24 protein-coding genes are annotated in these 24,647 nt (G+C 63.3%); 15 read left to right on the top strand and 9 right to left on the bottom strand.

What is annotated here, in order from left to right; all coding sequences use genetic code 11:
* Nucleotides 1-10: 10 nt before the first annotated feature.
* The 4 genes from FFI94_RS05045 to FFI94_RS05060 form a co-directional block, all read right to left on the bottom strand.
* Nucleotides 11-421, bottom strand: a complete 411-nt coding sequence (locus tag FFI94_RS05045; protein WP_138872025.1) for an arsenate reductase ArsC — start codon at nt 419-421, stop codon at nt 11-13.
* Between the two features lie 30 nt (nt 422-451).
* Nucleotides 452-1,537, bottom strand: coding sequence for an ACR3 family arsenite efflux transporter (gene arsB / locus FFI94_RS05050; RefSeq protein WP_138872026.1), 1,086 nt, complete (start codon nt 1,535-1,537; stop codon nt 452-454).
* Complete coding sequence (locus FFI94_RS05055) at nt 1,534-1,911, bottom strand: helix-turn-helix transcriptional regulator (RefSeq protein ID WP_138872027.1); 378 nt, start codon at nt 1,909-1,911, stop codon at nt 1,534-1,536. The genes arsB and FFI94_RS05055 overlap by 4 nt, the downstream gene beginning before the upstream one ends.
* Before the next feature lie 64 nt (nt 1,912-1,975).
* Entirely contained in the window at nt 1,976-2,860 is an 885-nt protein-coding gene (locus FFI94_RS05060) for a metalloregulator ArsR/SmtB family transcription factor (RefSeq protein WP_138872028.1), read from the bottom strand.
* 99 nt (nt 2,861-2,959) lie between these two features.
* Here FFI94_RS05060 and FFI94_RS05065 point away from each other — a divergent pair, with 99 nt between their 5' ends.
* From FFI94_RS05065 to FFI94_RS05080, 4 genes are read left to right on the top strand one after another with little or no spacing between them, the layout of a single operon-like run.
* A complete protein-coding gene (locus FFI94_RS05065; RefSeq protein ID WP_138872029.1) occupies nt 2,960-4,306 on the top strand; it encodes an FAD-dependent oxidoreductase in 1,347 nt (448 codons plus the stop codon).
* A 10-nt stretch (nt 4,307-4,316) separates the two neighbouring features.
* Nucleotides 4,317-5,543: an MFS transporter gene (locus tag FFI94_RS05070; RefSeq protein ID WP_138872030.1), complete on the top strand. Its 1,227-nt coding sequence runs from the start codon at nt 4,317-4,319 to the stop codon at nt 5,541-5,543.
* Between the two features lie 44 nt (nt 5,544-5,587).
* The gene (locus tag FFI94_RS05075) at nt 5,588-5,941 is read left to right on the top strand and encodes a VOC family protein (protein WP_138872031.1); all 354 of its coding nucleotides are present in this window, start codon (nt 5,588-5,590) and stop codon (nt 5,939-5,941) included.
* Between the two features lie 30 nt (nt 5,942-5,971).
* Nucleotides 5,972-7,264, top strand: a complete 1,293-nt coding sequence (locus FFI94_RS05080) for a M18 family aminopeptidase (protein ID WP_138872032.1) — start codon at nt 5,972-5,974, stop codon at nt 7,262-7,264.
* Here FFI94_RS05080 and FFI94_RS05085 read toward each other — a convergent pair.
* A complete protein-coding gene (locus FFI94_RS05085) occupies nt 7,261-8,223 on the bottom strand; it encodes a Dyp-type peroxidase (RefSeq protein ID WP_138872033.1) in 963 nt (320 codons plus the stop codon). The genes FFI94_RS05080 and FFI94_RS05085 overlap by 4 nt on opposite strands.
* Nucleotides 8,224-8,474: 251 nt before the next feature.
* Between FFI94_RS05085 and purL the strand changes: the two genes are divergently transcribed.
* From purL to purM, 9 genes are all read left to right on the top strand, one after another.
* Complete coding sequence (gene purL / locus FFI94_RS05090) at nt 8,475-10,754, top strand: phosphoribosylformylglycinamidine synthase subunit PurL (RefSeq protein ID WP_138872034.1); 2,280 nt, start codon at nt 8,475-8,477, stop codon at nt 10,752-10,754.
* A gap of 3 nt (nt 10,755-10,757) precedes the next feature.
* Nucleotides 10,758-12,542 carry an alpha/beta-hydrolase family protein gene (locus FFI94_RS05095; protein WP_138872035.1) on the top strand — a complete coding sequence of 595 codons (1,785 nt, stop codon included), beginning with the start codon at nt 10,758-10,760 and terminating at the stop codon, nt 12,540-12,542.
* Nucleotides 12,539-13,195 (top strand): CPBP family intramembrane glutamic endopeptidase, encoded by a 657-nt coding sequence (locus FFI94_RS05100; RefSeq protein WP_138872036.1) that lies wholly within the window; start codon nt 12,539-12,541, stop codon nt 13,193-13,195. The genes FFI94_RS05095 and FFI94_RS05100 overlap by 4 nt, the downstream gene beginning before the upstream one ends.
* Nucleotides 13,195-13,587 (top strand): sterol carrier family protein, encoded by a 393-nt coding sequence (locus FFI94_RS05105; RefSeq protein WP_138872037.1) that lies wholly within the window; start codon nt 13,195-13,197, stop codon nt 13,585-13,587. Before FFI94_RS05100 ends, FFI94_RS05105 begins: the two co-directional genes overlap by 1 nt.
* A 122-nt stretch (nt 13,588-13,709) precedes the next feature.
* Nucleotides 13,710-15,287 (top strand): amidophosphoribosyltransferase, encoded by a 1,578-nt coding sequence (gene purF / locus FFI94_RS05110; protein WP_033233946.1) that lies wholly within the window; start codon nt 13,710-13,712, stop codon nt 15,285-15,287.
* 114 nt (nt 15,288-15,401) lie between these two features.
* Nucleotides 15,402-16,010 (top strand): AIM24 family protein, encoded by a 609-nt coding sequence (locus FFI94_RS05115; RefSeq protein ID WP_138873603.1) that lies wholly within the window; start codon nt 15,402-15,404, stop codon nt 16,008-16,010.
* A gap of 3 nt (nt 16,011-16,013) precedes the next feature.
* On the top strand, nt 16,014-16,691 hold the full coding sequence (locus FFI94_RS05120; RefSeq protein WP_138872038.1) for an AIM24 family protein: 678 nt from the start codon (nt 16,014-16,016) through the stop codon (nt 16,689-16,691).
* Between the two features lie 12 nt (nt 16,692-16,703).
* The gene (locus FFI94_RS05125; RefSeq protein ID WP_138872039.1) at nt 16,704-17,450 is read left to right on the top strand and encodes an AIM24 family protein; all 747 of its coding nucleotides are present in this window, start codon (nt 16,704-16,706) and stop codon (nt 17,448-17,450) included.
* A gap of 192 nt (nt 17,451-17,642) precedes the next feature.
* Nucleotides 17,643-18,722 (top strand): phosphoribosylformylglycinamidine cyclo-ligase, encoded by a 1,080-nt coding sequence (gene purM / locus FFI94_RS05130; RefSeq protein ID WP_033233949.1) that lies wholly within the window; start codon nt 17,643-17,645, stop codon nt 18,720-18,722.
* A gap of 153 nt (nt 18,723-18,875) precedes the next feature.
* Here the strand turns inward: purM and FFI94_RS05135 are convergent, their stop codons facing one another.
* The 4 genes from FFI94_RS05135 to FFI94_RS05150 all read right to left on the bottom strand — a co-directional run bounded on the left by FFI94_RS05135 (nt 18,876) and on the right by FFI94_RS05150 (nt 22,004).
* Nucleotides 18,876-19,079 (bottom strand): DUF3073 domain-containing protein, encoded by a 204-nt coding sequence (locus FFI94_RS05135; protein WP_033233950.1) that lies wholly within the window; start codon nt 19,077-19,079, stop codon nt 18,876-18,878.
* 224 nt (nt 19,080-19,303) lie between these two features.
* A complete protein-coding gene (locus FFI94_RS05140) occupies nt 19,304-20,257 on the bottom strand; it encodes an asparaginase (RefSeq protein WP_138872040.1) in 954 nt (317 codons plus the stop codon).
* A complete protein-coding gene (locus FFI94_RS05145) occupies nt 20,254-20,922 on the bottom strand; it encodes an MOSC domain-containing protein (RefSeq protein ID WP_138872041.1) in 669 nt (222 codons plus the stop codon). The genes FFI94_RS05140 and FFI94_RS05145 overlap by 4 nt, the downstream gene beginning before the upstream one ends.
* Entirely contained in the window at nt 20,919-22,004 is a 1,086-nt protein-coding gene (locus tag FFI94_RS05150; protein ID WP_138873604.1) for a folate-binding protein YgfZ, read from the bottom strand. The genes FFI94_RS05145 and FFI94_RS05150 overlap by 4 nt, the downstream gene beginning before the upstream one ends.
* Before the next feature lie 116 nt (nt 22,005-22,120).
* On the opposite strand from FFI94_RS05150, the gene FFI94_RS05155 reads away from it, so the two are divergent.
* Together FFI94_RS05155 and FFI94_RS05160 are read left to right on the top strand one after the other, a co-directional pair.
* On the top strand, nt 22,121-22,966 hold the full coding sequence (locus FFI94_RS05155) for an aminodeoxychorismate lyase (RefSeq protein WP_138872042.1): 846 nt from the start codon (nt 22,121-22,123) through the stop codon (nt 22,964-22,966).
* A gap of 172 nt (nt 22,967-23,138) precedes the next feature.
* Nucleotides 23,139-24,638, top strand: a complete 1,500-nt coding sequence (locus FFI94_RS05160) for a cytochrome ubiquinol oxidase subunit I (protein ID WP_138872043.1) — start codon at nt 23,139-23,141, stop codon at nt 24,636-24,638.
* Nucleotides 24,639-24,647 lie beyond the last annotated feature (9 nt).

A 24,647-nucleotide genomic window follows, 5' to 3' on the forward strand; every position in this document is an offset into this window, starting at 1 on the left:
GTAGCAGTAGCTAGACCGGTGAGGCTGTGAGTTCGTCGACAAGTGCCTGTACCTGGGCCTTGATCTTGTCCCGGATAGGTCGGACGGCGTCGATACCCGCTCCGGCCGGATCATCGAGAACCCAGTCTCGGTAGCTTGTACCCGGGAAGACCGGGCATGTATCACCGCAACCCATCGTGATGACAACATCCGAATTCTGCACTGCATCGGCGGTGAGAATCTTCGGAGTTTGGTCGGAGATATCGATACCCAACTCTGCCATTGCCTCGACCGCAGCGGAATTGATGCTCTCGGCAGGAGCGGATCCGGCTGAGCGAACCTCGATGGAACCAGCGGCGAGATGATTCAGGAAACCGGCCGCCATCTGTGACCGGCCGGCATTGTGGACGCACACAAACAGAACGCTGGGCTTGTCGGACATGAGTTTTGGGTTCCTTTCACAAAAGAGCTCTCAAGATGCGGGTGAAATGGATTGGACGGCAAAGCGTTTACGTAGGGCAAGCGAGACGTAAACCAAGCCGACCAGCACCGGTACCTCGATCAGCGGGCCGACGACACCGGCGAGTGCTTGGCCGGACGTGGCGCCGTACGTGGCGATGGCAACGGCGATCGCCAATTCGAAATTGTTTCCCGCTGCGGTGAATGCGAGTGTGGTAGTGCGTTCGTATCCCAATCCCATTGTGGCACCGAGGATGTAGCCGCCGCCCCACATCAGGGCGAAGTACGCCAGTAGGGGAAGCGCTATGCGGACAACGTCCCACGGCTGCGACGTGATCTGCTCGCCTTGCAGCGAGAACAGGACAACGATAGTGAACAGCAGGCCGTAGAGCGCCCACGGGCTGATCCTGGGAATGAACGTGTTGTCGTACCAGTCTCGACCCTTTGACCGCTCGCCGAAAAAGCGGGACAGGAAGCCGGCGAGCAACGGGATGCCGAGAAAGATCAGCACGGACTTGGCGATCTGCCACGGGGATGTGTCGATCGTTGTCTGCTCGAGGCCGAGCCACCCGGGGAGAACGGATAGGTAGAACCAGCCGAGCACCGTGAACATGATCACCTGGAACACCGAGTTGATGGCAACCAGGACCGCAGCAGCTTCACGGTCTCCGCAGGCCAGGTCGTTCCAGATGATGACCATTGCGATACATCGGGCAAGGCCGACGATGATCAGGCCGGTTCGGTATTCAGGAAGGTCGGGCAGCATCAGCCAGGCAAGGGCGAACATCAACGCAGGCCCGAGGATCCAGTTCAGGAACAGCGATCCGGCAAGGAGTTTCTTGTCGCCGGTGACCGTGTCGAGGCGGTCGTAGCGGACCTTCGCGAGTACCGGGTACATCATGATCAGCAAGCCCAACGCGATCGGCAACGAGATGCCGTCGATCTGCACCTTCTCGATGGCACTGTTCAAGCCGGGAATCCAGCGACCCAGTAGCAGTCCCGCGACCATGGCAACACCGATCCACACCGGTAGAAATCGGTCGAGTGTGGAGAGCTTTCCCACAACTGGGGGATTCTCGGTTGTGGCGGCGGTGCTCATGCGGTGACCTCGACGCATCCGTCTGCGGGGGATCCTTCGACCAGGAGGACCGCTGAAAGCTGTTGTAATGCAGCGGGAACAACCCAGTAGTACACCCATGTGCCACGTCGCTCGCAGTCGAGCAGCCCGGCCTGGCGCAGGACCTTGAGGTGATGCGAGATGGTCGGCTGAGACAGGTCGAAGGTGTCGGAGATGTCGCAGACGCAGGCTTCTCCACCCTTGTGGCTGGCCACCAGGCTCAGCAGGCGTAGTCGCACGGGGTCGCCGAGTGCCTTGAACATCCGGGCCAGGTCGCCGGCCCAGTCTTCGGTCAAGGGTTCGCGGACGAGCGGGGTGCAGCACGCGTCGGATTCCGGCACGTCTTGATTCGACATTCGTCAATATTGACAGATATCGAAATAGGGCGCAATTCGGCAAAGTCCGAACCGTCCGGCCAGGCTAGGCGGGCTCGGTCGCTGATCGGCGTTCGAGGAGGACGGTGTCACGCCAGACGCCGTCGAGTTGGGCGATCTTCTCGCGGATGCCGATCGTCCGGAAACCTGCGGAGTGGTGTAGCGAGATGGACGCACGGTTCTCGGGGAAGATCGAGGTCTGCAAGGTCCAGAGGCCGTCGTCGTCGGCGGACATAACCTGCTTGCGTAGCAACGCTTTTCCGGCACCTCGGCCACGCATCCCGTCGGCGACATAGACGGAATTCTCGGCAACCCCGCGGTAGCAGTCCCGCTCGGAGACCCGGCTCAGGGTCGCCCATCCCACGACGACATCCTCGATGATCGCTACCCATCGATGTTTCGGTAGCCACTGCGCATCGAGTTGTGCACGACTGGGGACCTCGGTGGCGAAGGTGGCGTTACGGGTGTCGATACCTTCGCCGTAAATCCGCAGTACTGCGTCCCAGTCGTTGTCGGTCATCACCCGCACGGTGACGTCGTCGGGTAAGTCGGTCGGGCAGCAAGGTCGCGGTGCAAGAACCCCCATGAGGATGTCGGCCGGCTGCGGCAAGGCGACGCAGCAGGTCGGACTCATTGCCACGACAGTGCTGGTTCCATCCTTTCGCAGGTCTACGAACCCCACGTCCGCGAGCTTGCGCAGGTGGTGAGAGACCGTCGGTTGTCCGATCCCCAGAGCTTCGGCGAGAGCACCGACGGTAATCCCGCCGGTAGCGCTCGCAACGCGGTGCAGGAGTCGGACCCGCATCGGTTCGGCCAGGCAGGCGAACCACTGCGCATACGTGTCGGCGTCAGTCTGTTCGAGGAGATTCGAACCGATCTGACCCGGAGCCGAATTGCCGACGCGCACCGTCGGGGTCTGCAGTGAAGTCATATCCACACTCTATCGACATCCGTCGATGGTTGCATTCATCGACGTTCGTCAATATAGTTGGCCGAAAGATTGATGGTTGTCGATGAAGGGGTGTTTGTGATGGATGAGCTACCTGTTGTCGTGATCGGAGCCGGGCCGATAGGTCTCGCTGCGGCCGCGCAGCTGCGCGAGCGTGGATTGACGCCGCTGCTGTTCGAACGCGGCGATGTAGCGGGCGCGGCGATATCCGAATGGAATCACGTGCGGCTGTTTTCGCGTTGGTCCGAACTTGTCGACCCCGCGGCTCGGCGTCTGCTCGAGCAGGAGGGGTGGAACTCGCCCGACGCCGATACTTACCCGACCGGGCAACAGTGGCGTCGGCTCTACCTCGAGCCGCTCGCTACTGCGCTCGGCGATGCGGTTCAATTCGGCACCGAGGTGATCGGGATCGCCCGACGTGGCCGCGACCTGGTAGTCGACGACGGCCGAGACTCCGAACCCCTCTCGATTCACATCCGTCGCACTGACGGGTTCGAGGATCGCATTTTCGCTCGCGGCGTCGTCGATGCTTCGGGGACCTGGGGAACGCCCAATCCTCTTGGCGGGGAGGGTTTGCCGGCGCTCGGTGAGAAGGCGGCCGGGGATGCGATCACGTATCGCGTTCCCGATCTCGACGAAAAGTCGGCCCGCGCACGGTTTGCGGGAAAGCACACCGTCATCGCGGGTAGTGGTCATTCGGCGCTGACGGCGATCGTCGCGTTGGCCGGGCTCGGGGTGGAAGGCACCCGAATCACGTGGGTGGTCCGGCGGGGGAGTGTCGGTTCCGCGTTCGGTGGTGGCGAATCTGACGAACTGCCAGCTCGCGGCGCACTCGGACTACGTGCAAAGAAGGCTGTCGACGACGGACTCCTCACTGTGGTCACCGGATTCCGCACCGCGAGTGTGGAATCCGCGCGGAACGGTCAGATAACGGTGATCTCCGATGCCGGTACCCGGATCGAGAACGTCGACAATGTCGTTGCACTGACCGGCTTCCGTCCAGACCTGTCCTGGCTCTCGGAAATTCGCCTCGGCCTCGACCCTGTACTGCAGGCGCCGACACAGCTTGCGCCGCTCATCGACCCGAACGTCCACTCCTGCGGCACCGTGTATCCCCATGGTGCGAAGGAACTTCGGCATCCCGAACCGGGCGTGTACCTGGCCGGGATGAAGAGCTACGGTCGCGCGCCGACGTTCCTGGCCATGACCGGTTACGAGCAGGTTCGCAGCATCGCCGCGGAACTTGCCGGTGATCACGCCGCCGCCGCTCGGGTGGAGTTGATCCTCCCGGAAACCGGAGTCTGCGGTGGTGCAGGCGTTTTCGACGAACCCGATACTGCGGAAACCGAAGGCGGTTGCTGCGGCGCCCCCGCTCCGCAGCTGATCTCGCTCTCCGGCCGCGCCGGTAGCGCCAATTCCTGCGGATAGCACCCAGCCGATGACCACTGTCGAGGATCCGCCTGCCGGCCTGGCCCCTTCCGGGCTGCGGCGGGTCCTGGTGGCGCTGTGCCTGACCGAGATCACCAGCTGGGGAATTCTGTACTACGCGTTTCCCGTTCTGTCGGTATCGATTTCGCGTGACACCGGATGGTCGACGACCGTGATCGTCGCGGCATTCTCCGTCAGTCAGCTCGTCGCCGCGGTGGTCGGTATCCCGGTCGGACGGGTCCTCGATCGCCGTGGCCCGAGATGGGTGATGACTGCGGGTTCCGTGCTCGCGGTGCCCGCATTGGTTGTCGTCGCGACCGCTGAGACCGTGCCAGTGTTTTTCGTTGGGTGGGTAATCGCAGGTGTTTCGATGGGTGCGGTGCTTTACCCACCGGCGTTCGCCGCGCTGACCCGCTGGTACGGCGACGGTTATGTCAAAGCGCTGATGATTCTGACCCTTGCCGCCGGTCTGGCCAGCACCGTTTTTGCGCCCATTGCTGCCACCCTGGTGGAACGGTTCGATTGGCGCACAACCTACTTGGTTCTCGCGCTGGTTCTGGCCGTCATCACCGTCCCCGGGCATGTCTGGGGTTTGCGGGGTGGGTGGCCCGACCCGATTCGTCAAGTCGGGGCGCAACCTGATGGTTATCGCAAGGCCACCGGCAGTCCCGCCTTCCTTGCGCTCGCCCTTGCCCTCGCTGCCGGTTCGTTCGCCGCGTCCGCCGCGGTGTTCAATCTCGTGCCGTTGTTGGTCGAACGAGGTTTCAGTTCTGCTCTCGCCGCGCTCACGCTCGGATTGGGCGGCGCCGGTCAGGTCATCGGTCGCATCTTCTACCTGCCGCTCGCTGCAAAGACCAGTGTCCGCGTGCGGACCGTATCCGTCATCGCCGCCACCGGATTGAGCGCCGCCTGGCTGGGACTCGCAAGCTCGATGATCGCTTTGATCGGCATCACGATCGGCGCTGGACTGGTCCGCGGTATCTTCACCCTGATCCAGGCCACCGCCGTCACCGACCGATGGGGAGGCGAGCACTACGGTCGGTTGAGCGGAATTGTGTCCGCGCCGATCGTCATTGTCATGGCGTTGGGTCCGTGGGCCGGCACCGTGCTTTCCACGTGGTCCGGGAGTTACGCCAACGCCTACCTGATTCTCGGAGCGGTCGGCGTTGTTGCTGCCGCGATCGGTGTCGCAAGCATTCCGGTAGCCGGTGGGGCGGCTGCGGTCGCTCCTGATTGAGAGAATCCGCCTCGATTGTCGGTGCCCTCCTTTAATGTCGGCCCATGACACTGACTCTGGGAATGATCACATTCGACAGCCTTGATCCGGGTCCACTCGCGCGCTGGTGGGCCGAGCAGTTGGGCGGCACCGTCGCACAGGAGAACGACGGATGGTTCTACATCGTCGAGGTTCCCGGCGCGTCCACCAATTTTGCATTCCAGAAAGTCCCGGATCCCACGGCCGGAAAGAACCGAATCCACCTCGATCTGGGCAGCGAGGACCTCGACGCCGAAGTGTCGCGGCTGATAGCTGCCGGCGCATCGGAGCACCACCGCGAGAACATGGACGGATTCCGCTGGGTCACACTGACGGATCCCGACGGCAATCAGTTCTGTGTGTCCGGCGCCCACAGCTGAGTCTCTGGGTAGTCGGGCATGATGAAGGACATGACTTCCCACCCTTCTCTGACCGGGGCCGACGCTACGGGTCTGTGCAGTTTCGTCGATTCGTCGCCGTCGCCGTTCCACGTGTGTGCAACTGTGGCGTCGCAGCTCGCAGCCAACGGATTTGTGGAACTCCAGGAGACTCAGGCGTGGCCGTCGGAGCCGGGACGGTATTTCCTGGTACGCGGCGGTTCGCTGATCGCGTGGAGCACCGACGCAGTCGGTGATTCCGCGCCGTTCCGCATCGTCGGCGGTCATACCGACAGCCCGAACTTGCGGGTGAAGCAGCATCCGGATCTCACATCGGCGGGCTGGCAGATGGTGGGCCTCGAGCCGTACGGCGGAGCTTTACTGAACTCGTGGCTCGACCGCGATCTCGGTATTTCCGGTCGGTTGAGTGTCCGGGTGGGAAACACCGTGGAGCAAAAGCTGGTTCGCATCGACGATCCGATTCTTCGTGTCCCACAGTTGGCGATCCATCTGTCCGAGGATCGCAAGGGCGTCACTCTGGACCCGCAGCGCCATGTCAACGGAATCTGGGGTGTGGGTACAAAGCCCAAGTCCTTCATCGGATTTGTCGCCGATCGGGCCGGAGTTGCCGAATCATCCGTTCTGGGTTGGGAGTTGATGACTCACGACCTGGCCCCTAGCGCTGTGGTGGGCCTGGGCAAAGAGCTCGTCAGCGCGCCGCGCCTCGACAATCAGGGCACGTGCTACGCCGGTACACAAGCACTTCTGGCCGCGGTCGAGTCGCCGTCGGATTTTGTTCCGGTCCTTGCACTCTTCGATCACGAAGAGGTGGGCAGCATGTCAGACCGCGGCGCCTTCTCGGATCTGCTCAACACGGTCCTCGAACGAATTGTGTTGGGCCGCGGTGGTGGTCGCGGTGAATTCCTGCAGGCAATGGCAGGTTCGGTGTGCGCGTCAGGCGACATGGCACATGCGACGCATCCCAACTACCCCGAACGTCACGAACCCGCGCACCGCATCGAGATCAACGGTGGGCCGGTACTCAAGGTGAACCAGAACCTGCGATACGCGACGGATGCTGCCGGCGCCGGTGAGTTCGCGCTCGCCTGCGACCAAGCGGGAGTTCCGTTGCAGCGCTACGTGCATCGGGCCGATCTGCCGTGCGGTTCCACGATCGGACCGATCACCGCATCACGTACCGGGCTGTCCACCGTTGACGTCGGGGCACCTCAACTCGCGATGCACTCGGCACGAGAGTTGATGGGCGCCGCCGACATCACGATGTATGCGGACGCTCTCGGTGCGTTCCTTACACCGAGGAGCTAGCAGGGGCTGGCCGGGAGTTTCTCGAAGAACTCGGTGGTCGGGGTGAAGAACATCGAACCCGTCACCGCTGTCGAGAAATCGAGAAGGCGGTCGTAGTTGCCGCGCGGTGAGCCGAGGAACATGTTCTCCAACATGCGCTCGGTGATGGCGGGAGTGGCGCAGTACCCGATGAAGAATGTGCCGATCTCGTCATCGCCGAGGCGTCCGTACGGCATGTTGGCACGCAAGATTTCGAGAGAGTTGCCGTCCTCGTCCTTGATCGCGTTGAGCGCGACGTGTGAGTTGGCCGGCATGACGTCCTTGGACATCTCGATGTCTTCGAGTTTGGTGCGGCCGATCACCCGTTCCTGTTCGTCGACCGTGATCGCTTCCCACTCGCGCATCTTGTGGATGTATCGCTGGATATGGACGTAGCTACCGCCCGAGAAATCGGGATCTTCGTCGCCGACGGTCACCGCCGCGATCGCAGCGCGACCCGACGGGTTCTCGGTTCCGTCCACGAAGCCGATGAGGTCGCGGTTCTCGAAGTACTGGAAACCGTGAATCTCGTCGACAACTGTGGCCGCGCCGTGCAGGCGTTTCGTGATCTGACGAGCTACCTCGAAGCACGCGTCCATGCTCATCGCGCGAATGTGGAAAAGCAGATCTCCGGGCGTCGACGGCGCGTGATGGACGTCTCCCTGCAGAGCAGTGAACGGGCGCAGCAATGCAGGCCGCGGACCGGCGAACAAACGATCCCAGACGTCCGAACCGATGCTGGTCACCACATCCAAACCGGAACCGGGAACGCGCAGACCCACGGACCGCTGCAGGCCGGCCACGTCGGCGAGCAGCGCGCGCGTTGTGTTCTCCCCACCGGGATTTACCGTCGCCACCAGGAAAATCGCGGCGGGAGTCAGCGGGGTCGTCACCGACTGGGATTGAGCCGCGACGCCGGACTGACGCACATCCTGTGGCATGGGAAACCTTCCGTTCGAGTACCTGGCACTACCGGACGGAAAATAAAAACCGACCGGTTACCGAAACCGTAAACGAGTGTGACCGGGACGACTTCGAGGACCCACCGCTCGCGTCGGTGCCGCCGTCTGCGGAAGTCGTCGGCCCGCCCCGATAGACTGTCTCCCGGCACGTTCTTTCGTTGGGCACATTCGTGGTGTCCCGCTCCGCGCCGGCTCGCTCTTGACTCCCGTAGGGAAGGGACCCCTCTCCAGTGTCTGCTCACCAGGTCGATACCGTCACGCACGCATCGGCTGATCCCGATGCCGCTCAGCCGTTCAAGGAGCTAGGTCTCAAGGACGACGAATATGCTCGCATCAAGGAGATCCTGGGCCGCCGTCCCACGGACGCCGAACTGGCGATGTACTCGGTGATGTGGAGCGAGCACTGCTCGTACAAGTCCTCCAAGGTCCACCTCGGATACTTCGGCAAGACCACCACCGACGAGATGCGCGCCAACATGCTGGCCGGTATCGGTGAGAACGCCGGCGTCGTCGATATCGGTGACGGCTGGGCAGTCACGTTCAAGGTCGAGAGCCACAACCACCCGTCGTACGTCGAGCCATACCAGGGTGCGGCTACCGGCGTCGGCGGCATCGTCCGCGACATCATGGCCATGGGCGCTCGCCCGATTGCCGTCATGGATCAGCTGCGTTTCGGCGCTGCTGACGCCCCCGATACTCGTCGCGTCGTCGACGGTGTTGTGCGCGGTGTCGGTGGATACGGAAACTCCCTCGGCCTCCCCAACATCGGCGGCGAGACGGTCTTCGACGAGTCCTACGCAGGCAACCCGCTGGTCAACGCCCTCGCAGCCGGCGTCATGCGCGTCGAGGATCTGCATCTGGCTTTCGCTTCGGGTGCGGGCAACAAGATCATCCTGTTCGGCGCACGCACCGGTCTCGACGGAATCGGCGGCGTCTCGGTTCTCGCGTCGGCGACGTTCGACGGAGACGGTGGCGGACGTAAGAAGCTGCCCGCGGTTCAGGTGGGCGACCCGTTCACCGAGAAGGTACTCATCGAGTGCTGTCTCGACCTCTACCAGGCCGGCCTCGTTGTCGGTATCCAGGACCTCGGCGGCGCCGGACTGTCCTGCGCCACCTCCGAGCTGGCCGCAGCCGGTGACGGCGGCATGCACATCAACCTCGAAAAGGTTCCGATGCGCGCCACCGGCATGACCCCGGCCGAGGTGCTCTCCAGCGAATCGCAGGAGCGCATGTGCGCCGTGGTCACCCCCGAGAACGTCGACGCGTTCATGGAGGTTTGCAAGAAGTGGGACGTCCTGGCCACCGACATCGGCGAGGTCACCGACGGTGAGCACCTCACCATTTCCTGGCACGGCGAGACCGTCGTCGACGTTCCGCCGCGCACCGTCGCTCACGAGGGCCCGGTCTACCACCGTCCCGTCGAGCGTCCGGCCACCCAGGACGCGTTGATCGCGAACACGACCGCAGGCCTCAAGCGTCCCGAGACGGACGAAGAACTCGAAGCCACCCTGCTGAAGATGATCGCTTCGCCTGCTCTGTGCAGCCGCAAGTGGATCACCGAGCAGTACGACCGCTACGTCCGCGGCAACACCGTTCTGGCCGAGAACGCCGACGGCGGTGTCATCCGCATCGACGAGAAGACCGGCCGCGGAATCGCCCTTTCCACCGACGCTTCCGGCCGGTACACCGCGCTCGACCCGTACACCGGTGCGCAGCTCGCTCTCGCCGAGGCATTCCGCAACGTGGCAGTCACGGGCGCAACGCCCAAGGCCGTCTCCAACTGCCTCAACTTCGGTTCCCCCGAGGATCCGGGCGTCATGTGGCAGTTCCAGCAGGCCGTTCGCGGTCTCGCCGACGGCTGCGCCACACTCGGAATCCCGGTCACCGGCGGCAACGTCAGCTTCTACAACCAGACCGGAACCACGGCGATCCTGCCGACGCCAGTGGTTGCCGTCCTCGGTGTGATCGACGACGTTCATCGCCGCATCCCGACGGGCCTCGGACTCGAGCCCGGCGAGACGCTGATCCTGCTCGGCGACACCCACGACGAGTTCGACGGTTCCATCTGGTCGCAGGTCGAGCACGGCCATCTCGGTGGCGTGCCGCCGAAGGTCGACCTCGCGCGTGAGCAGCTGCTCGCCGACATCCTGCTCGCTTCGTCGCGTGACGGACTCGTCACCGCAGCCCACGACCTCTCCGAGGGTGGACTGGCGCAGGCTGTCGTCGAAGCCGCGCTGGCCGGTGAAACCGGTTGCCGCATCCTGATTCCCGAGGGCGCCGATCCGTTCGTCACGCTGTTCTCGGAATCGTCGGGACGCGTCCTGGTTGCGGTTCCGCGCACCGAAGAGACCCGCTTCACCGGAATGTGCACCGCTCGCGGCTTGCCGTGGACGCGTATCGGCGTCGTCGACGAGGGCAGCGACTCGGTCGAGGTCCAGGGACACTTCTCCGTCACGATGGCCAAGCTCCGCGAGGCCTTCGAGGGAACGCTGCCCGCATTGTTCGGGTGATAGATGGTCGATTCCGGAGAACTGACTTCTTCTGACAGCCAGCCGCAGGAACATCACCTGCGGCTGGCTGTTCCCGCATCTCTCGAGAAGCTGGACAACCGCTTCACCGAGTGGGCGTGGGGGCTCCTCAAACTCGACTTCACCGGCATCGCGTTTGCCGCATTCTTCTTCTGCTGGTCACTGACTCCTTCACTGTTGCCACGTGATTGGCTGTTCCAAGGACTGATCGGCGGTATCAACTCGGCCATCGGTTACGGCGTCGGAACGGCAATCGGTTGGGCTGTGGAGCGGTATCTGCTTCGCGGCCGTCGATGGTGGCCGCTCCCGGAACCAGTGCCGAGCGCGATCAAGATCTTCGTTCCGGTCGCGTCGATCGTGGCAGCCGTCATCATGCTCGTCTACGCCGCGGGATGGCAGCGGGAAATCGCCGCGCTGACCGGCGCGGAAGGCACCACCACCAGCGGATACATCCGCACCCTCGGGCTGAGCGTGCTGATCGGCGGTTCACTCATCGCGTTGTGGCGATTGCTGCACGATCTCGTGAAACTCATTGCGCGCGTCCTGATGCGACGCTTCCGCTGGTCACGGTCGGTAGCCAACGGCGTCGGCATTCTGGTTGTGACAGTTCTGTTCTTCATGCTGGTCGACGGCGTGCTCGTGCGCGGAATCTACGCCGCGACCAACTCGATCTTCAGCCTGCAGAACTCCACCACGAGGGACGGCGTCGTCGAACCACAGGATCCGATGAAGTCTGGCAGTCCCGAATCTGCGGCTCCCTGGGACACATTGGGATTCGAGGGACGGAACTTCGTCTCGCGTGGATTGGACGCGCAGGAACTCGAAGCTGCCAACGGCAAGCCCGCGATGGATCCCATCCGGGTCTATGCGGGCTTGGAAAGTGCCGAAGATCCGGATGAGCGCATGGATCTGGTCATCAAGGAACTGGAGAGGACCGGCGCTTTCCAACGCAAGGTGCTGGTTGTCATTCCGACGACAGGCACCGGTTGGGTGAATCCCACAGCGGCGCAGGCGATCGAGTTGGTCGGAAACGGCGATACGGCGCTCGTCGCCAGCCAGTACTCGTATCTGCCGAGCTGGATTTCGTTCCTCGCAGACCAGGAAAAGGCGCAAGCTGCCGGACGCCTGCTGATCGAGCGGGTCCACGAAAGATGGCTCCAGGAACCGGAAGCCACCAGACCCAAGTTCATGGTCTACGGCGAAAGCCTCGGCGTCATGGCCGGGGCCGGAGCCTTCGACACTCTTCAAGCCGCCCGAGAGACCGCCGACGGAATCCTGTGGGTGGGCCCGCCCAACGCGACGTCGTTGTGGCGTTCGATAGTGCAACGACGCGACCCCGGCACAACCGAAGTGGCTCCCGTCTACGCCGACGGTCTGGCCGGCGTGCGGTTTGCTGATCGCGCCGAAGATATTCCGACTGAGGCAATGGCGTGGCCGGACCCCCATGTGCTGTTCATCCAGCACCCGTCCGATCCGGTGGTGTGGTGGTCGACCGATCTCATGTTCAACCGTCCTCCCTGGTTGAAGGAGATCCCCGGATTCGACCGGTCACCGTCGATGAAGTGGTTCCCGATCGTCACGTTCTGGCAGGTCTCTGCCGATCTCGGTAACGCTGCGGGTGTTCCGGACGGGCACGGCCACAACTACGGAACCTCCGTGCTCGACGGCTGGGTCAGCGTTGTTCAACCAGAAGAGTGGACGGCGGCCGACACCGAGCGGGTGCGAACGTCGTTGGTTGCCGCCTTGAAGTCCCAGGGTCCGGAGAAGTGAGGGGAGTAGCGTCGGTCGCGCTCTCGGTAGCCGCGATCACGTGGAGCAACGTGGTGCTTCCGGCGTTCGGACTTTCACCCCGCGCTCGGGCCGTGGTCAACACCGTCGTGGGGTGCTCGGCCATCGGAGTCCTGCGGGCACGTGGTTACAGCCGTGAGGAATTGGGGTTGGCCCACACCGGCATTCGTGGCGGTGCTCAGTTCGGGGGAGCCGCAGCCGGGGCAGTCCTTACCGGTTACAGCGTTGCCTTGGCGGTTCCGTCGTTGCGCGCGACCCTCGCTGCCGACGAGCGTGCCGACGGCCGCGAAGACTTCCTCGAATGGATCATCCTGCACATCCCGTTCGGCACGGTACTGTCCGAAGAATTGTTGTTCCGCAGCGCTATGTCCGCGGTCTGGAATCGTGAACTGAACCGCCCGAGCGCGCAGGCCGTGCACGCACTCACCTTCGGGTTGTGGCACGTCGCGCCGGCGCGCGGTGCCGGCGACAACGTCCCCGCCGCAGTGGCCTTCACCGGCGCGTCCGCGTTGCTGTTCGAGTGGCTGCACCGCAGAGGTGGCAGCGTCCTCGCGCCGGCGTTGCTGCACCTGGCGACCAATGCCGGTGGAGCACTTGCCGTTCGAATCGCCACCAACGGACAGGGAACGAACTGATGCCACCGCGCCGCGCGGTCGACCCCGCAGAATTTCGTGCCGCGATCCTTGCTGTCGGACCGTGGCTTCGAGATCCGGAGCTTCCGAAACCTTCCCGCGCCGAACTGGGCGCGGCAGTGAAAATGAGTGCGCGCACCCTCGAACAGATTGCTCCCGGATCGAGCGTCGAGGTGCGAGTGCCGCCGTTTGTGGCGGTGCAATGTATCGAGGGTCCACGTCACACTCGAGGCACTCCACCCAACGTCGTCGAGACGGACGCTCGAACGTGGTTGCTGTTGGTCACCGGACTCCTCGAATTCTCCGAGGCCGCAGGTGACGGGCGAGTCGACGCGTCGGGTAGCCGAGCTCCAGAAATTGCGCACTGGCTTCCCCTGCTTCGGCTAGCTGCGTAGCAAAGACTGATCGGTCCGATTCTCGGTCCGATTCAAGGCAAGGTTGCCCTGGGCAAGGCACGAGGAAAATTGGCCGTAGACTGTGTATGCCCCCCAACCCCTGCCCACAAAGGGAGCGCCACGTGACTCGTGCCGATCTGTCGGTCAACAGTCCAAATCTCCTCGCTACGAACCCGTCCGACGAGGACGAGAACGAGCCCCGCGAAGAATGCGGTGTATTCGGCGTCTGGGCGCCGGGAGAGGATGTGGCGAAGCTCACGTATTACGGACTGTACGCGCTGCAGCACCGTGGTCAGGAAGCTGCCGGCATTGCGGTGGCCGACGGCTCCCAGGTGCTGGTGTTCAAGGACCTCGGCCTGGTCAGTCAGGTATTCGACGAGCAAACCCTCGCAGCAATGCCAGGTCACGTCGCCGTCGGACATTGCCGTTACTCCACGACTGGTTCCACGACGTGGGAGAACGCGCAGCCCATCTTCCGCACCACCACGGCGGGTACGGGCATTGCGCTCGGCCACAACGGCAACCTGGTGAACACCGCTGAACTTGCGAGCCGCACCCGTGCAGCCGGCCTGGTCAACGACAAGCGCCCCAATGCCGCGACTTCCGACTCCGACCTCATCGGTGGTCTACTGGCACACGCTGCCGGCGACAGCACCATCGAACAGGCCGCCATGGAACTGCTTCCCACATTGGAAGGCGCGTTCTGCCTCACCTTCATGGACGAGCACACGCTCTACGCAGCGCGTGATCCGCACGGCATCCGTCCGCTCTGCCTGGGTCGACTCGATCGCGGCTGGGTGGTTGCCAGCGAGACCGCCGCCCTCGACATCGTGGGCGCGTCGTTCGTCCGCGACATCGAACCAGGCGAACTGCTCGCGATCGACGCCGACGGCGTCCGCTCCTCCCGTTTCGCGAACCCGACCCCCAAGGGCTGCGTCTTCGAGTACGTCTATCTAGCCCGCCCCGACAGTGTCATCGGTGGCCGTTCGGTCCACTCGACCCGCGTCGAGATCGGCCGCTTGCTCGCCAGTGAGCATCCCGCCGAAGGTGACCTGGTCATCCCCGTTCCCGAGTCCGGCACCCCCGCAGCCGTCGGGTACGCGCAGGGTTCAGGCATCCCCTACGGCCAGGGACTGATGAAGAACGCCTACGTCGGCCGTACCTTCATCCAGCCGTCGCAGACCATTCGTCAGCTCGGTATCAGACTCAAGCTCAACCCGCTCAAGGAAGTTATCCGCGGGAAACGTCTTGTGGTTGTGGATGATTCGATCGTCCGTGGCAACACGCAGCGTGCGCTCATCCGGATGCTCCGCGAAGCCGGTGCCCTCGAAATTCACGTCCGCATCGCCTCACCGCCGGTCAAGTGGCCCTGCTTCTACGGCATCGACTTCGCCTCACCGGCCGAGTTGATCGCCAACGGAGCCGGCGGACAGGACGCCACGTTCGAGGAGATGCTCGACGGTGTGCGTCGTTCCATCGGAGCGGACAGCCTTGGCTACATCTCCACCGAGGGCATGATCGCGGCCACCGAGCAGCCGGCAAGCCGTCTGTGTGCTGCCTGCTTCGACGGCACTTACCCCATTGCGCTCCCGAAGGAGACGTCGATGGGTAAGAACGTCCTCGAAGGAATGCTCGAGAGTGCGGCCGGTTCGGCTGCCACCCGCGACAACGACAACGCGAGCGCGCTCAGCCGCCCGTAGTCCGTAAAACAGACAATCTGCCGCCCTGCTTGTCGGGGCGGCAGATTTTTTGTGTTTCCAGTCACTTCCACTGTCGGAGCTATCTGGCATAGTGCCCTCGTGGCGCAACTGAGAATGGATGGGCATCGAGTCCTGGTCGCGGACCTGATGGGGGACACCATCAAAGCGATCAGCGGATCAATGGTGGCGTACGAGGGTGCTGTCACCTTCAAAAACGCCGGAATGGGCGGCGGGGGCGGAATCCGCGCCGCGCTGAAACAGAAGGCAGCCGGAGAATCGCTGTCCTTGATGGAGGTCAGCGGGCAAGGCACCGTCTACTTCGCCGTGGACGCCCAGGACATCACGATCATCGAACTCAACAACGACGCTCTCCACGTGGAAGCGTCGCAGCTGTTGGTGCTCGTCGGACAGCTACGCACCGACGTGAAATTTGCCGGCCTCCGTGGGGCCGGATCCGGCCAAGGATTGTTCACGACAGTTGTCAGTGGCACCGGTCTGGTTGCGGTGCTGTCGAAAGGCGGGCCGATCATCGCGCTCGAAGTCAGCCCGCAGTATCCGCTCGTTGCCGACCCCGATGCCTTTGTCGCCCACCGCGGACAACTGAATCAGAGCTTTGTCACCGACGTCACCTGGAGGTCCGCGATCGGCGGCGGCAGTGGTGAGGCGTTCTCGTTGCGCTTCGACGGATCCGGTGTCGTCTACATCCAGCCAGAGGAGCGCTGACCCATGCCGTTGGAAAAGGTGAACAGCAAGGTCGTCAAGTCGACCCTCGTTCCGGGGCAGAACGTGCTGGCCCGCACTGGATCGATGCTCTACTACACCGGCGACGTCCGATTCATCCCGCACAGCATGGGTGGCGGTCCTGGTGCGATGCCGAACATGGGCGGCATCGCGGGCATGGCCGGCCGGATGATGTCGGGCGAACATGCACGCATGATGGCGGCAGAAGGGCAGGGCGAGGTCCACTACGGCCACGCCGGGCTGTACGTCGACGTCATCCATCTGGACGGTTCGTCCATGCTCACGGTGGAAGCAGACCGTCTCCTGGCTCATGACGCCTACCTGCAAAGTTCGATCGTGGCGCTGACCTCGCAAGGTGGTGTGCGCGGCGCCGTCCGCGGGGCGATGACCGGGCAAGGACTGTTCACGACACAACTGCACGGTCAGGGAAGCGTCGCGGTGCTCTCGCACGGTGGAGCCATTCCTCTGCAGGTCGGTCCGAACCATCCCCAGGTTGTGGTGGACCCCCAGGCGTACGTGTGCCATCTCGGGCAGATCACCGTCGACATCTCCGCCAATGTCGGCTGGCGTGAAGCCGTCGGCAAGGGCTCGGGGGAGTCCATTCAGCTGAAGATGACCGGTATGGGCACCGTCTGGGTTCAGGCGTCCGAGCAGAAGTTCTGAGGGAGAAATCGAATGAGTATCGAAATTCACACTCCGGCGTCTCTGCCCGCGAACGACAACGTCCCGGGCAATGACTACGCGTTCTGTATCGAACTGACCGGGCAGCCCTGGTTCACGTCCAAAGGCGCGATGATCGCGTACTACGGCATGGTCAATTTCGAGCCGCTGGGACGCACAAGCATGTCGGCGATGGTGGCGGCCAGATTCTCGTCGCCGCTGTACGCCGACGACTGGGTGATTGCCCAGGGCCAGGGCAAGCTGATTCTCGGCGACCGGGGATTCAACATCAATTCCTACGATCTCGACGACGGCAACCTCACGATCCGCGCTGCCAACCTGCTCGCCTTCGAGAACGGTCTCGAACTCAAACAGTCAATCGTGCCAGGCTTTTTGACGTTGCTCGGTACCGGGAAGTTTCTGGCGTCGTCCAATGGTCCGGTCATGTTTGCCGAACCTCCGCTGCGGATCGATCCACAAGCCCTCGTCGGCTGGGCCGACTGCCCGTCGCCGTCCCATCACTTCGACGCCGACTGGATGCAGAGCTTCCTCGGATCGGTGCGGGGAACGGTGTTCGGCGCGAATACGGGTGAAGAGAAACAGTTCGATTTCACCGGCGCCGGAACAGTGCTGATCCAGTCGAGCGAGAAGGTCCTCAACGACGGACACCTCCTGCGACATATCCAGTCGGAGACTGTTGCACTCGGGCAGAACAGTCTGCGGGCGCTGCACACCTCGATCGGTTCGCAGCTCCAGAACTGAGCTCGAACGGTACGCGAGGTCTCGTCAGCTGCCTGTGTCCGGTAGCGTAAGGGCGTAATCGTCGGTATTTGTGTGCGCTGAGGGCTTGTTCGCTCGAGTCGACCGCCTCGGCACGTCGCGAGGATTACACAACACATACCTGTGCACGGAGAAAACGTGCGCGAGAAATACTAGGGCTGGAGTAGTAATCCGATGACCGAGGACAGTCACCGCACAGCAGGCGCCTCCTACGCAGCAGCAGGAGTCGATATCGCCGCCGGCGACCGGGCGGTGGAACTCTTCGCCCCCATGGCCAAGAAGGCCAGCCGCCCCGAGGTCATGGGTGGCCTCGGCGGATTCGCCGGATTGTTCTCGCTCAAGGGTGACTACAAGGAGCCTGTCCTCGCTGCGTCCACCGACGGCGTCGGAACCAAGCTGGCCGTCGCTCAGGCGATGGACAAGCACGACACCGTCGGACTCGACCTCGTCGCGATGGTCGTCGACGACCTCGTCGTCTGTGGCGCCGAGCCGCTGTTCCTTCAGGACTACATCGCAGTCGGACGCGTGATCCCCGAGCGAGTTGCCGAGATCGTGGGCGGCATCGCAGAAGGTTGCATCCAGGCAGGCTGCGCTCTCCTCGGCGGCGAGACCGCCGAGCACCCCGGCATCATGGCCGATGGTGATTACGACCTCTCCGCCACCGGCGTGGGCGTCGTGGAAGCGGAGAAGCTGCTCGGACCGGACCGCGTCCGTCCCGGCGACGTCGTCATCGCCATGGGATCCTCGGGTCTGCACTCCAACGGCTACTCACTGGCCCGCAAGGTGCTTCTCGAGATCGACCGCATGAACCTGAACGCGCACGTCGACGAGTTCGGCCGCACCCTCGGTGAGGAGCTCCTCGAGCCCACCAAGATCTATGCCAAGGACTGCCTGGCCCTCGCTGCCGAGACCGACGTCCGCACCTTCTGCCACGTCACCGGTGGTGGCCTCGCCAATAACCTCGGGCGCGTCATGCCCAAGGGCCTCGTTGCCGAACTCGATCGTGGAACGTGGAGCCCCGCGGCTGTCTTCGCGATGATCGCGCAGCGCGGACGCGTCGAGCGCGCCGAGATGGAGCAGACCTTCAACATGGGTGTCGGCATGGTTGCCGTCGTCGCTCCTGAGGACGTCGATCGTGCATTGGCCGTGCTCACCGCACGCCACATCGACTGCTGGACGCTGGGAAGCATCAAGAAGGCCTCGGACGCCGCAGCAGAGCGTGCGTTCCTGGCTGGAGATCACCCGCGCTTCTAAGGCCGGTAAGACCACCAAAGCTGCCCCGCCGATTCACTTCGGCGGGGCAGCTTTTTTGTTCGGATCAGGGGTGCCCGGAACAAAGCACGCAAAAATGAGGAAGAGCAATCAGCTCTTCCTCATTTCACAGTCTGCGCAGATGGCAGTGCGCGGTCAACGCCGCCAGTCGTCGTAGTCGTCCTCTCGCGAATGCCCTTCCCTATCGGAAGTCTGGTCCGATCGGACACTGCTCCGATGCGAGTTGGTCGATCCACCTGCGAGCTCTCGTTGCAGGCTATCGAAATCCGTGGTCGGTACGCTGTACTTCAATTCGCGTGCAACCTTGGTCTGCTTTGCCTTAGCCCGGCCGCGGCCCATGGCTGACCCCCTCGCGCTTTCGCGGGGCGGCCTGGGGAATTTGGCGGCCCCGTTTGAGTGTGTAAGTTTCCTGACACACACTCTAGCCTGGAAAAGTCGCTTCCGCTTCCACGTAGCCCTCGTCGCCGTGTCTGTTTGCTCTCACTATGGCCGCGAGCTGCCAGGATGCCGACAGAACTGCTCAGAACTTTGTTAGAACTGCGCAAAAGTTTTCCCGGAACTGCTCAGAAGTTCCCCGGAATCGCTCGAATCGTGCCCACCCGAGCATCTCCGCCGAACACTGGAGCCGACGCCAGAGCGGCCAACTCTTCGGTCCATTCGGTGTTCATCCGCCTGAGTAGTGCGGCGGCCAATGGAAGCAGGGCCCGCTCGTGACCGTCGTCGATCTTGAGAGCAAACGCCGAACCGTCGGGGAGGGCGCCCGCGTAGATACCGTCGTATCCGGTCTTGCTGAACAGACCGGGCACCGCGGACATCAGACGCTGATCGTTGCGTCCGGTTCCGGAGACAAGGAACGGGTTGGCTCGCACGGCGTCGGCGACGGCGCGTTCCGGGGAATCAGGCGTCGCCGACGGCAGACGGCCGAAAGCTCGAGCGAGATTCGACAGCGAGAGTGGCACGATCGGCAGGCCGCAGCCGTCGATTCCCAGTTCCTGCTCTTCTTCCCCGCTGAGATCGAAGATCGTCTCCGCGATCGCGAGTTGCAGGGGGTGTGTCGGTTCCATGTACGTCTCGAGAGGCCAGTCGTTCACCACGCACGTGGCGAGCATCGCGGAGTGCTTGCCCGAGCAGGTCATGTAGATGGGGCTGGGGAGCTGGCCCGCGGCAATCAACTCGGCTCGGGCAAGTTCGTTGCCTGGCAGATCGGCCGGGCACTGCAATTGATCGACCCGGAGGTCGTAGCGGTCGAGTAGACCCTCGACGAGTTCGATGTGGTCGGCCTCACCGGCATGCGACGACGCAGCGACGGCCAGTTCCTCCGGGCTACTGGGTTCGAAGCCGTTGCGCAGGGCCGCGACGGCTTGCAACGGCTTGTTGGCGGAGCGGGGATAGATGGGTGTGTGGACTTCGCCCACTCCCACAACCAGGTCGCCGTGGGCGTCGAGGATGACGGCCGATCCGCGGTGTACACACTCGCGGAATCCGGAGCGGACAACTTCGACCAGTTCAATGCTCACGAATGCACCTGTGTTTCCGCTCGTTCGACGAATGTGCTGATCCGTTCTCGGACGTTCGGCGCAAGGTCGTGGTGACTGTTCAGCAGTTGTCGCAAGTGTTCGGGGTCTGCGCCGGCGAATACTTGTCGAACTGTGACGCCGTGGTCCGGGACGTGAACCCGCGTCACGGTATCGCCGGCCGCGAGGGTGCCCGTTCGGTTCACTCGCAGATACGCGCCGACATCGGCTCGATGGGTGAACCGCTTGACCCAGCCTTTCTCGCCCGACCAGAGGCCGAAGGTGCCACACGGCACGCGGGGCCCGGTGACCTCGAGTTCCACCACGTCGGACGAGTCCGCTCCGGTGATGTGCCAGCGTTCGCCGATGACGGCGTCGGTCACGGCGATACCGCTGATGCGAAGGTTCTCACCGAACCAACCGGGGTGGAGGGGTCTGCCCAACTCCGCCGACCAACGCTGAGCTTCGACGTGGTCGTACGCGTAGACGGCTTGATACGCGCCGCCGTGGAATTCGGTGTCGCAGACATAGTCGCCGCCCAGGCCGAGTCGGCCCAAGGGAACCCGGCCGTCGACGGATCGTTTGTCGATTGCGGTTCGAGTCACACGTTTGACGCCGCTGTCGCGTTCGGCATGTACGACGCACACGGCGTCCACGACGCCGGTCACTTCCCGCGCAATCGGTTGACGGCTTCACGTCCGGCCTGAGGTGCGTTGTCGTCGACAATCGAGTCCGGATCGATCGACGCGGCGCTGGGGCCGGCGACCAATTCGGTCCCCGCGGGGACGTTGCGCTTGACCAGTGCGAGCGCGATGGGCCCGAGCTCGTGGTGATTGACGACGGTTCCGACGCGGCCCACTGCGCGGCCACCGGCTGTGATGGGGTCGCCGGGCTCGGGGAGGGCTTCAGCGCTTCCGTCGAGGTGCAGGAGAACGAGGTGGCGCGGCGGCTTGCCGAGGTTGTGCACGCGCGCGACGGTTTCCTGGCCGCGATAGCAGCCCTTCTCGAGGTGAACCGCGCCGTGTTCGGCGGGACCGCCGATCCACCGAACCTCGTGCGGGATGGTCTTCTCGTCGGTGTCGAGTCCGATGCGCGGGCGGACTGCTTCGACGCGGAGGGCCTCGAAGGCCCAGGTTCCGGCCGGTGTGGCGCCGGCTTCGGTGAGTGTGGCCCACCAGGTTGCCAATTGGTCGCGAGGTACGAGGAGGTCGAACGAGTCTTCGGCCGGCCACGGCATCCGACGGACGAAGCCGCCGCCTGGCAGAGCCTGCGCGTCGTACACGTCGACGGGCGCACTCGCGCCGGCCGCGTCGAGGACGGCGGTGGCCTTGGGGCCGAGAAGGCTCAGAACGGCAAGTTCGTTGCCGTCGCGGGGTTCGGCCTTGGACCAGAACACCATCTTCTTCAGGAAGGCGAGGAGTTCGGGCCCACGATCGGCTTCGGTGTCGATCCAGGTGACGCCGCCCAGGTCCGTCTGCACAAAGTGGTGTTCGACGCGGCCGTTGACGTCGAGACTGAGGTTCTCGGCGCTCTTCCCGTCCGGAAGAGCGGCAACGTGTTGGCTCGAAATGGTGTGCAGCCACGTAAGTCGCTCGTCACCGGGAATGGCGATGACAAATCGGTGGCTGCGATCGACGACAACCGCGTCGCGCTGCGCAGTCCGTTGCTCGCCGAGCGGGTCGCCGTGATGCCACGCGACGCCGATGTCGACCGATCCGTCCGGGGCTGCGACCGCACCGGGGGCAGTCATGAGTGGGCTGTTGGGCACAAGAGCGTTGTCGACCACGTCATCAGTCTAGGAGTGTGGTCCGCGCGTTGGTCGAGTGCGGGGCGTGAGCGGTGTTTTCCGTCGCTAGTGTTGAGGGTATGGCTGATCGCGTATTGGTAACTCTCGACCATGAGGTGCTCGATGCTGACGCACCCTTCCTCCATGCTGACGACTTGGCTGTCGTGCGGGGCGACGGAGTGTTCGAGACGTTATTGGTTCGGGGTGGCCGAGCGCGGGTGGTCGAAGGTCATCTGAGCCGACTCGTTCTGAGCGCCGAGGCATTGGGTTTGCCTGCTCCGGTGCTCGACGACTGGCGACTGGCGATCGAGATGGCTGTGGAGGAGTGGGGGAGCGAGAAGGAAGGCGCGTTGCGTCTCGTCCTGACGCGCGGGCGTGAGAGTGGGGACAAGCCGACGGCGTTCGTAATGGTCGGTCCCGTGGCCGATCGGGTGCGGCAGGTGCGTGAAGCGGGTTTGTCCGTGATTACGCTCGAACGCGGGTTCTCGGTGGATTTGTCGGCACGCGCACCGTGGCAGTTGCTGGGCGCGAAGACGTTGTCATACGCAACCAACATGGCTGCACTGCGTTACGCCGGCACTTTGGGGGCCGATGATGTGATCTTCGTCAGTTCCGAGGGCAATGTGTTGGAAGGGCCCCGGTCGACGGTTGTTGTCGTGCGGGACAGGACTTTGATCACACCGCCGCCCGCGCAAGGCATTTTGATGGGTACAACGCAGCGTGCGCTGTTCGACGTCGCCAAGGGTGCGGGCTTCGACAGTCGCTACGAAACCCTGCGACCTGCAGATTTGATCGCCGCGGACGGAGTGTGGATGGTTTCGAGTGTCACGCTGGCTGCCCGCGTCACTACACTGGATGGCTTTGCTTTACCAGAGCCCAAAGTCGCTGCGGAATTCATGAAGTTGGTCGAACGGGCCGTCGACTAGACGGCCTGGGCGTTTCGGGCGAATAGGAATCTTCGACGGTCTCTACTACTTTGAGTAGTAGCAAAGTCCTGCGGTCCAAACCGGACAGCAGTACCGTGTCCGCAGGGGCCGAGCGAACGCCCGCGTCTCGATCCCCGAAGCCTGTCCCAGGGCCCTACTCTCGGAGTAGCCAATGGATACTTTGGACGTCTCCAGGTGGCAGTTCGGTATAACTACCGTCTACCACTTCATCTTTGTTCCGCTGACCATCGGATTGGCTCCGATGATCGCGATCATGCAAACCATGTGGGTCGTGACCAAGAAAGATCACTGGTACCGACTCACCAAGTTCTTCGGCAAGCTGTTCCTCATCAACTTTGCCATCGGCGTAGCTACCGGCATCGTGCAGGAATTCCAGTTCGGTATGAACTGGAGTGAGTACTCACGATTTGTCGGCGACGTCTTCGGTGCACCGCTGGCTCTCGAGGGTCTTGTGGCCTTCTTCATGGAGTCCGTCTTCATCGGACTGTGGATCTTCGGTTGGGGCAGGCTACCCAAACTTGTTCACCTGGCATGTATTTGGCTCGTGGCGATCGGCGTCAACGCGTCGGCGTTCTTCATCATCGCAGCCAACTCGTTCATGCAGCACCCCGTCGGCGCGGTGTACAACCCGGAGACGGGTCGCGCCGAACTGACAAGCATCTGGACGCTGCTCACCAATAACACCGCTCTGGCCGCATTCCCGCACGCAGTAGCAGGTGCCTTCCTGACTGCGGGAACCTTCGTCGCCGGCATCTGTGGTTGGTGGATGGTGCGAAACATGCGCCGCACCAAGACCGTCGGCCCCGCGGAGGCGACCAGGCTCGAAACCGATGCCAGGACGATGTACCGACCCGGCGCCCGATTGGCGTTGCTGGTAATCATCATTGCCGGTATCGGCGTCATCTACACCGGCGACGTCCAGGGCAAGCTCATGTTCCAGCAGCAACCCATGAAGATGGCGTCGGCCGAATCCTTGTGCGACACCGAGCTGGATCCCGACTTCTCCATTCTCACGATCGGTACCCACAACGACTGCGCGGGCGTGACCCACGTTCTCAAGGTTCCCTACGTGCTGTCGTGGCTGGCCGAGGGCAAGTTCACCGGTGTCGAACTTCAAGGCGTCAACCAGCTGCAGGAACAGGCTGAGCAAGACTTCGGCCCCGGCAACTACCGCCCGAATCTCTTTGTCACGTACTGGTCTTTCCGCGCGATGATCGGTCTTGCCGCCGGTTCTGCAGCCTTGGCGCTTGCCGGTCTGTGGGTAACTCGTAAGGGTCGGGTACCGGATCAGAAGTGGTTCGGAATCCTGAGCCTTGTCGCGATTCCCATGCCGTTCCTCGCCAACAGCGCGGGCTGGATCTTCACCGAGATGGGCCGCCAGCCCTGGGTGGTGCATCCCAACCCGACCGGCGTGGACATGATCAGACTCACTGTCGACCAAGGTGTTTCGGATCATGCGTCGGCAACGGTGTGGGTCTCGCTGATCACCTTCACCCTCCTGTACGGCGCTTTGGGTGTGGTCTGGTTCAAGCTGATCGTGCGGTACGCCAAGGAAGGCCCGCTGGAGCATGACATGCATCCGCCGGGAGATACCGACCACGAAGAGCCGGAAGATCCGGACAAGCCCAAACAACTGTCGTTCGCGTACTAGGAGGCGATC

Origin of the sequence: Rhodococcus sp. KBS0724, from assembly GCF_005938745.2 — a bacterium.
Classification (GTDB): domain Bacteria; phylum Actinomycetota; class Actinomycetes; order Mycobacteriales; family Mycobacteriaceae; genus Rhodococcus_F.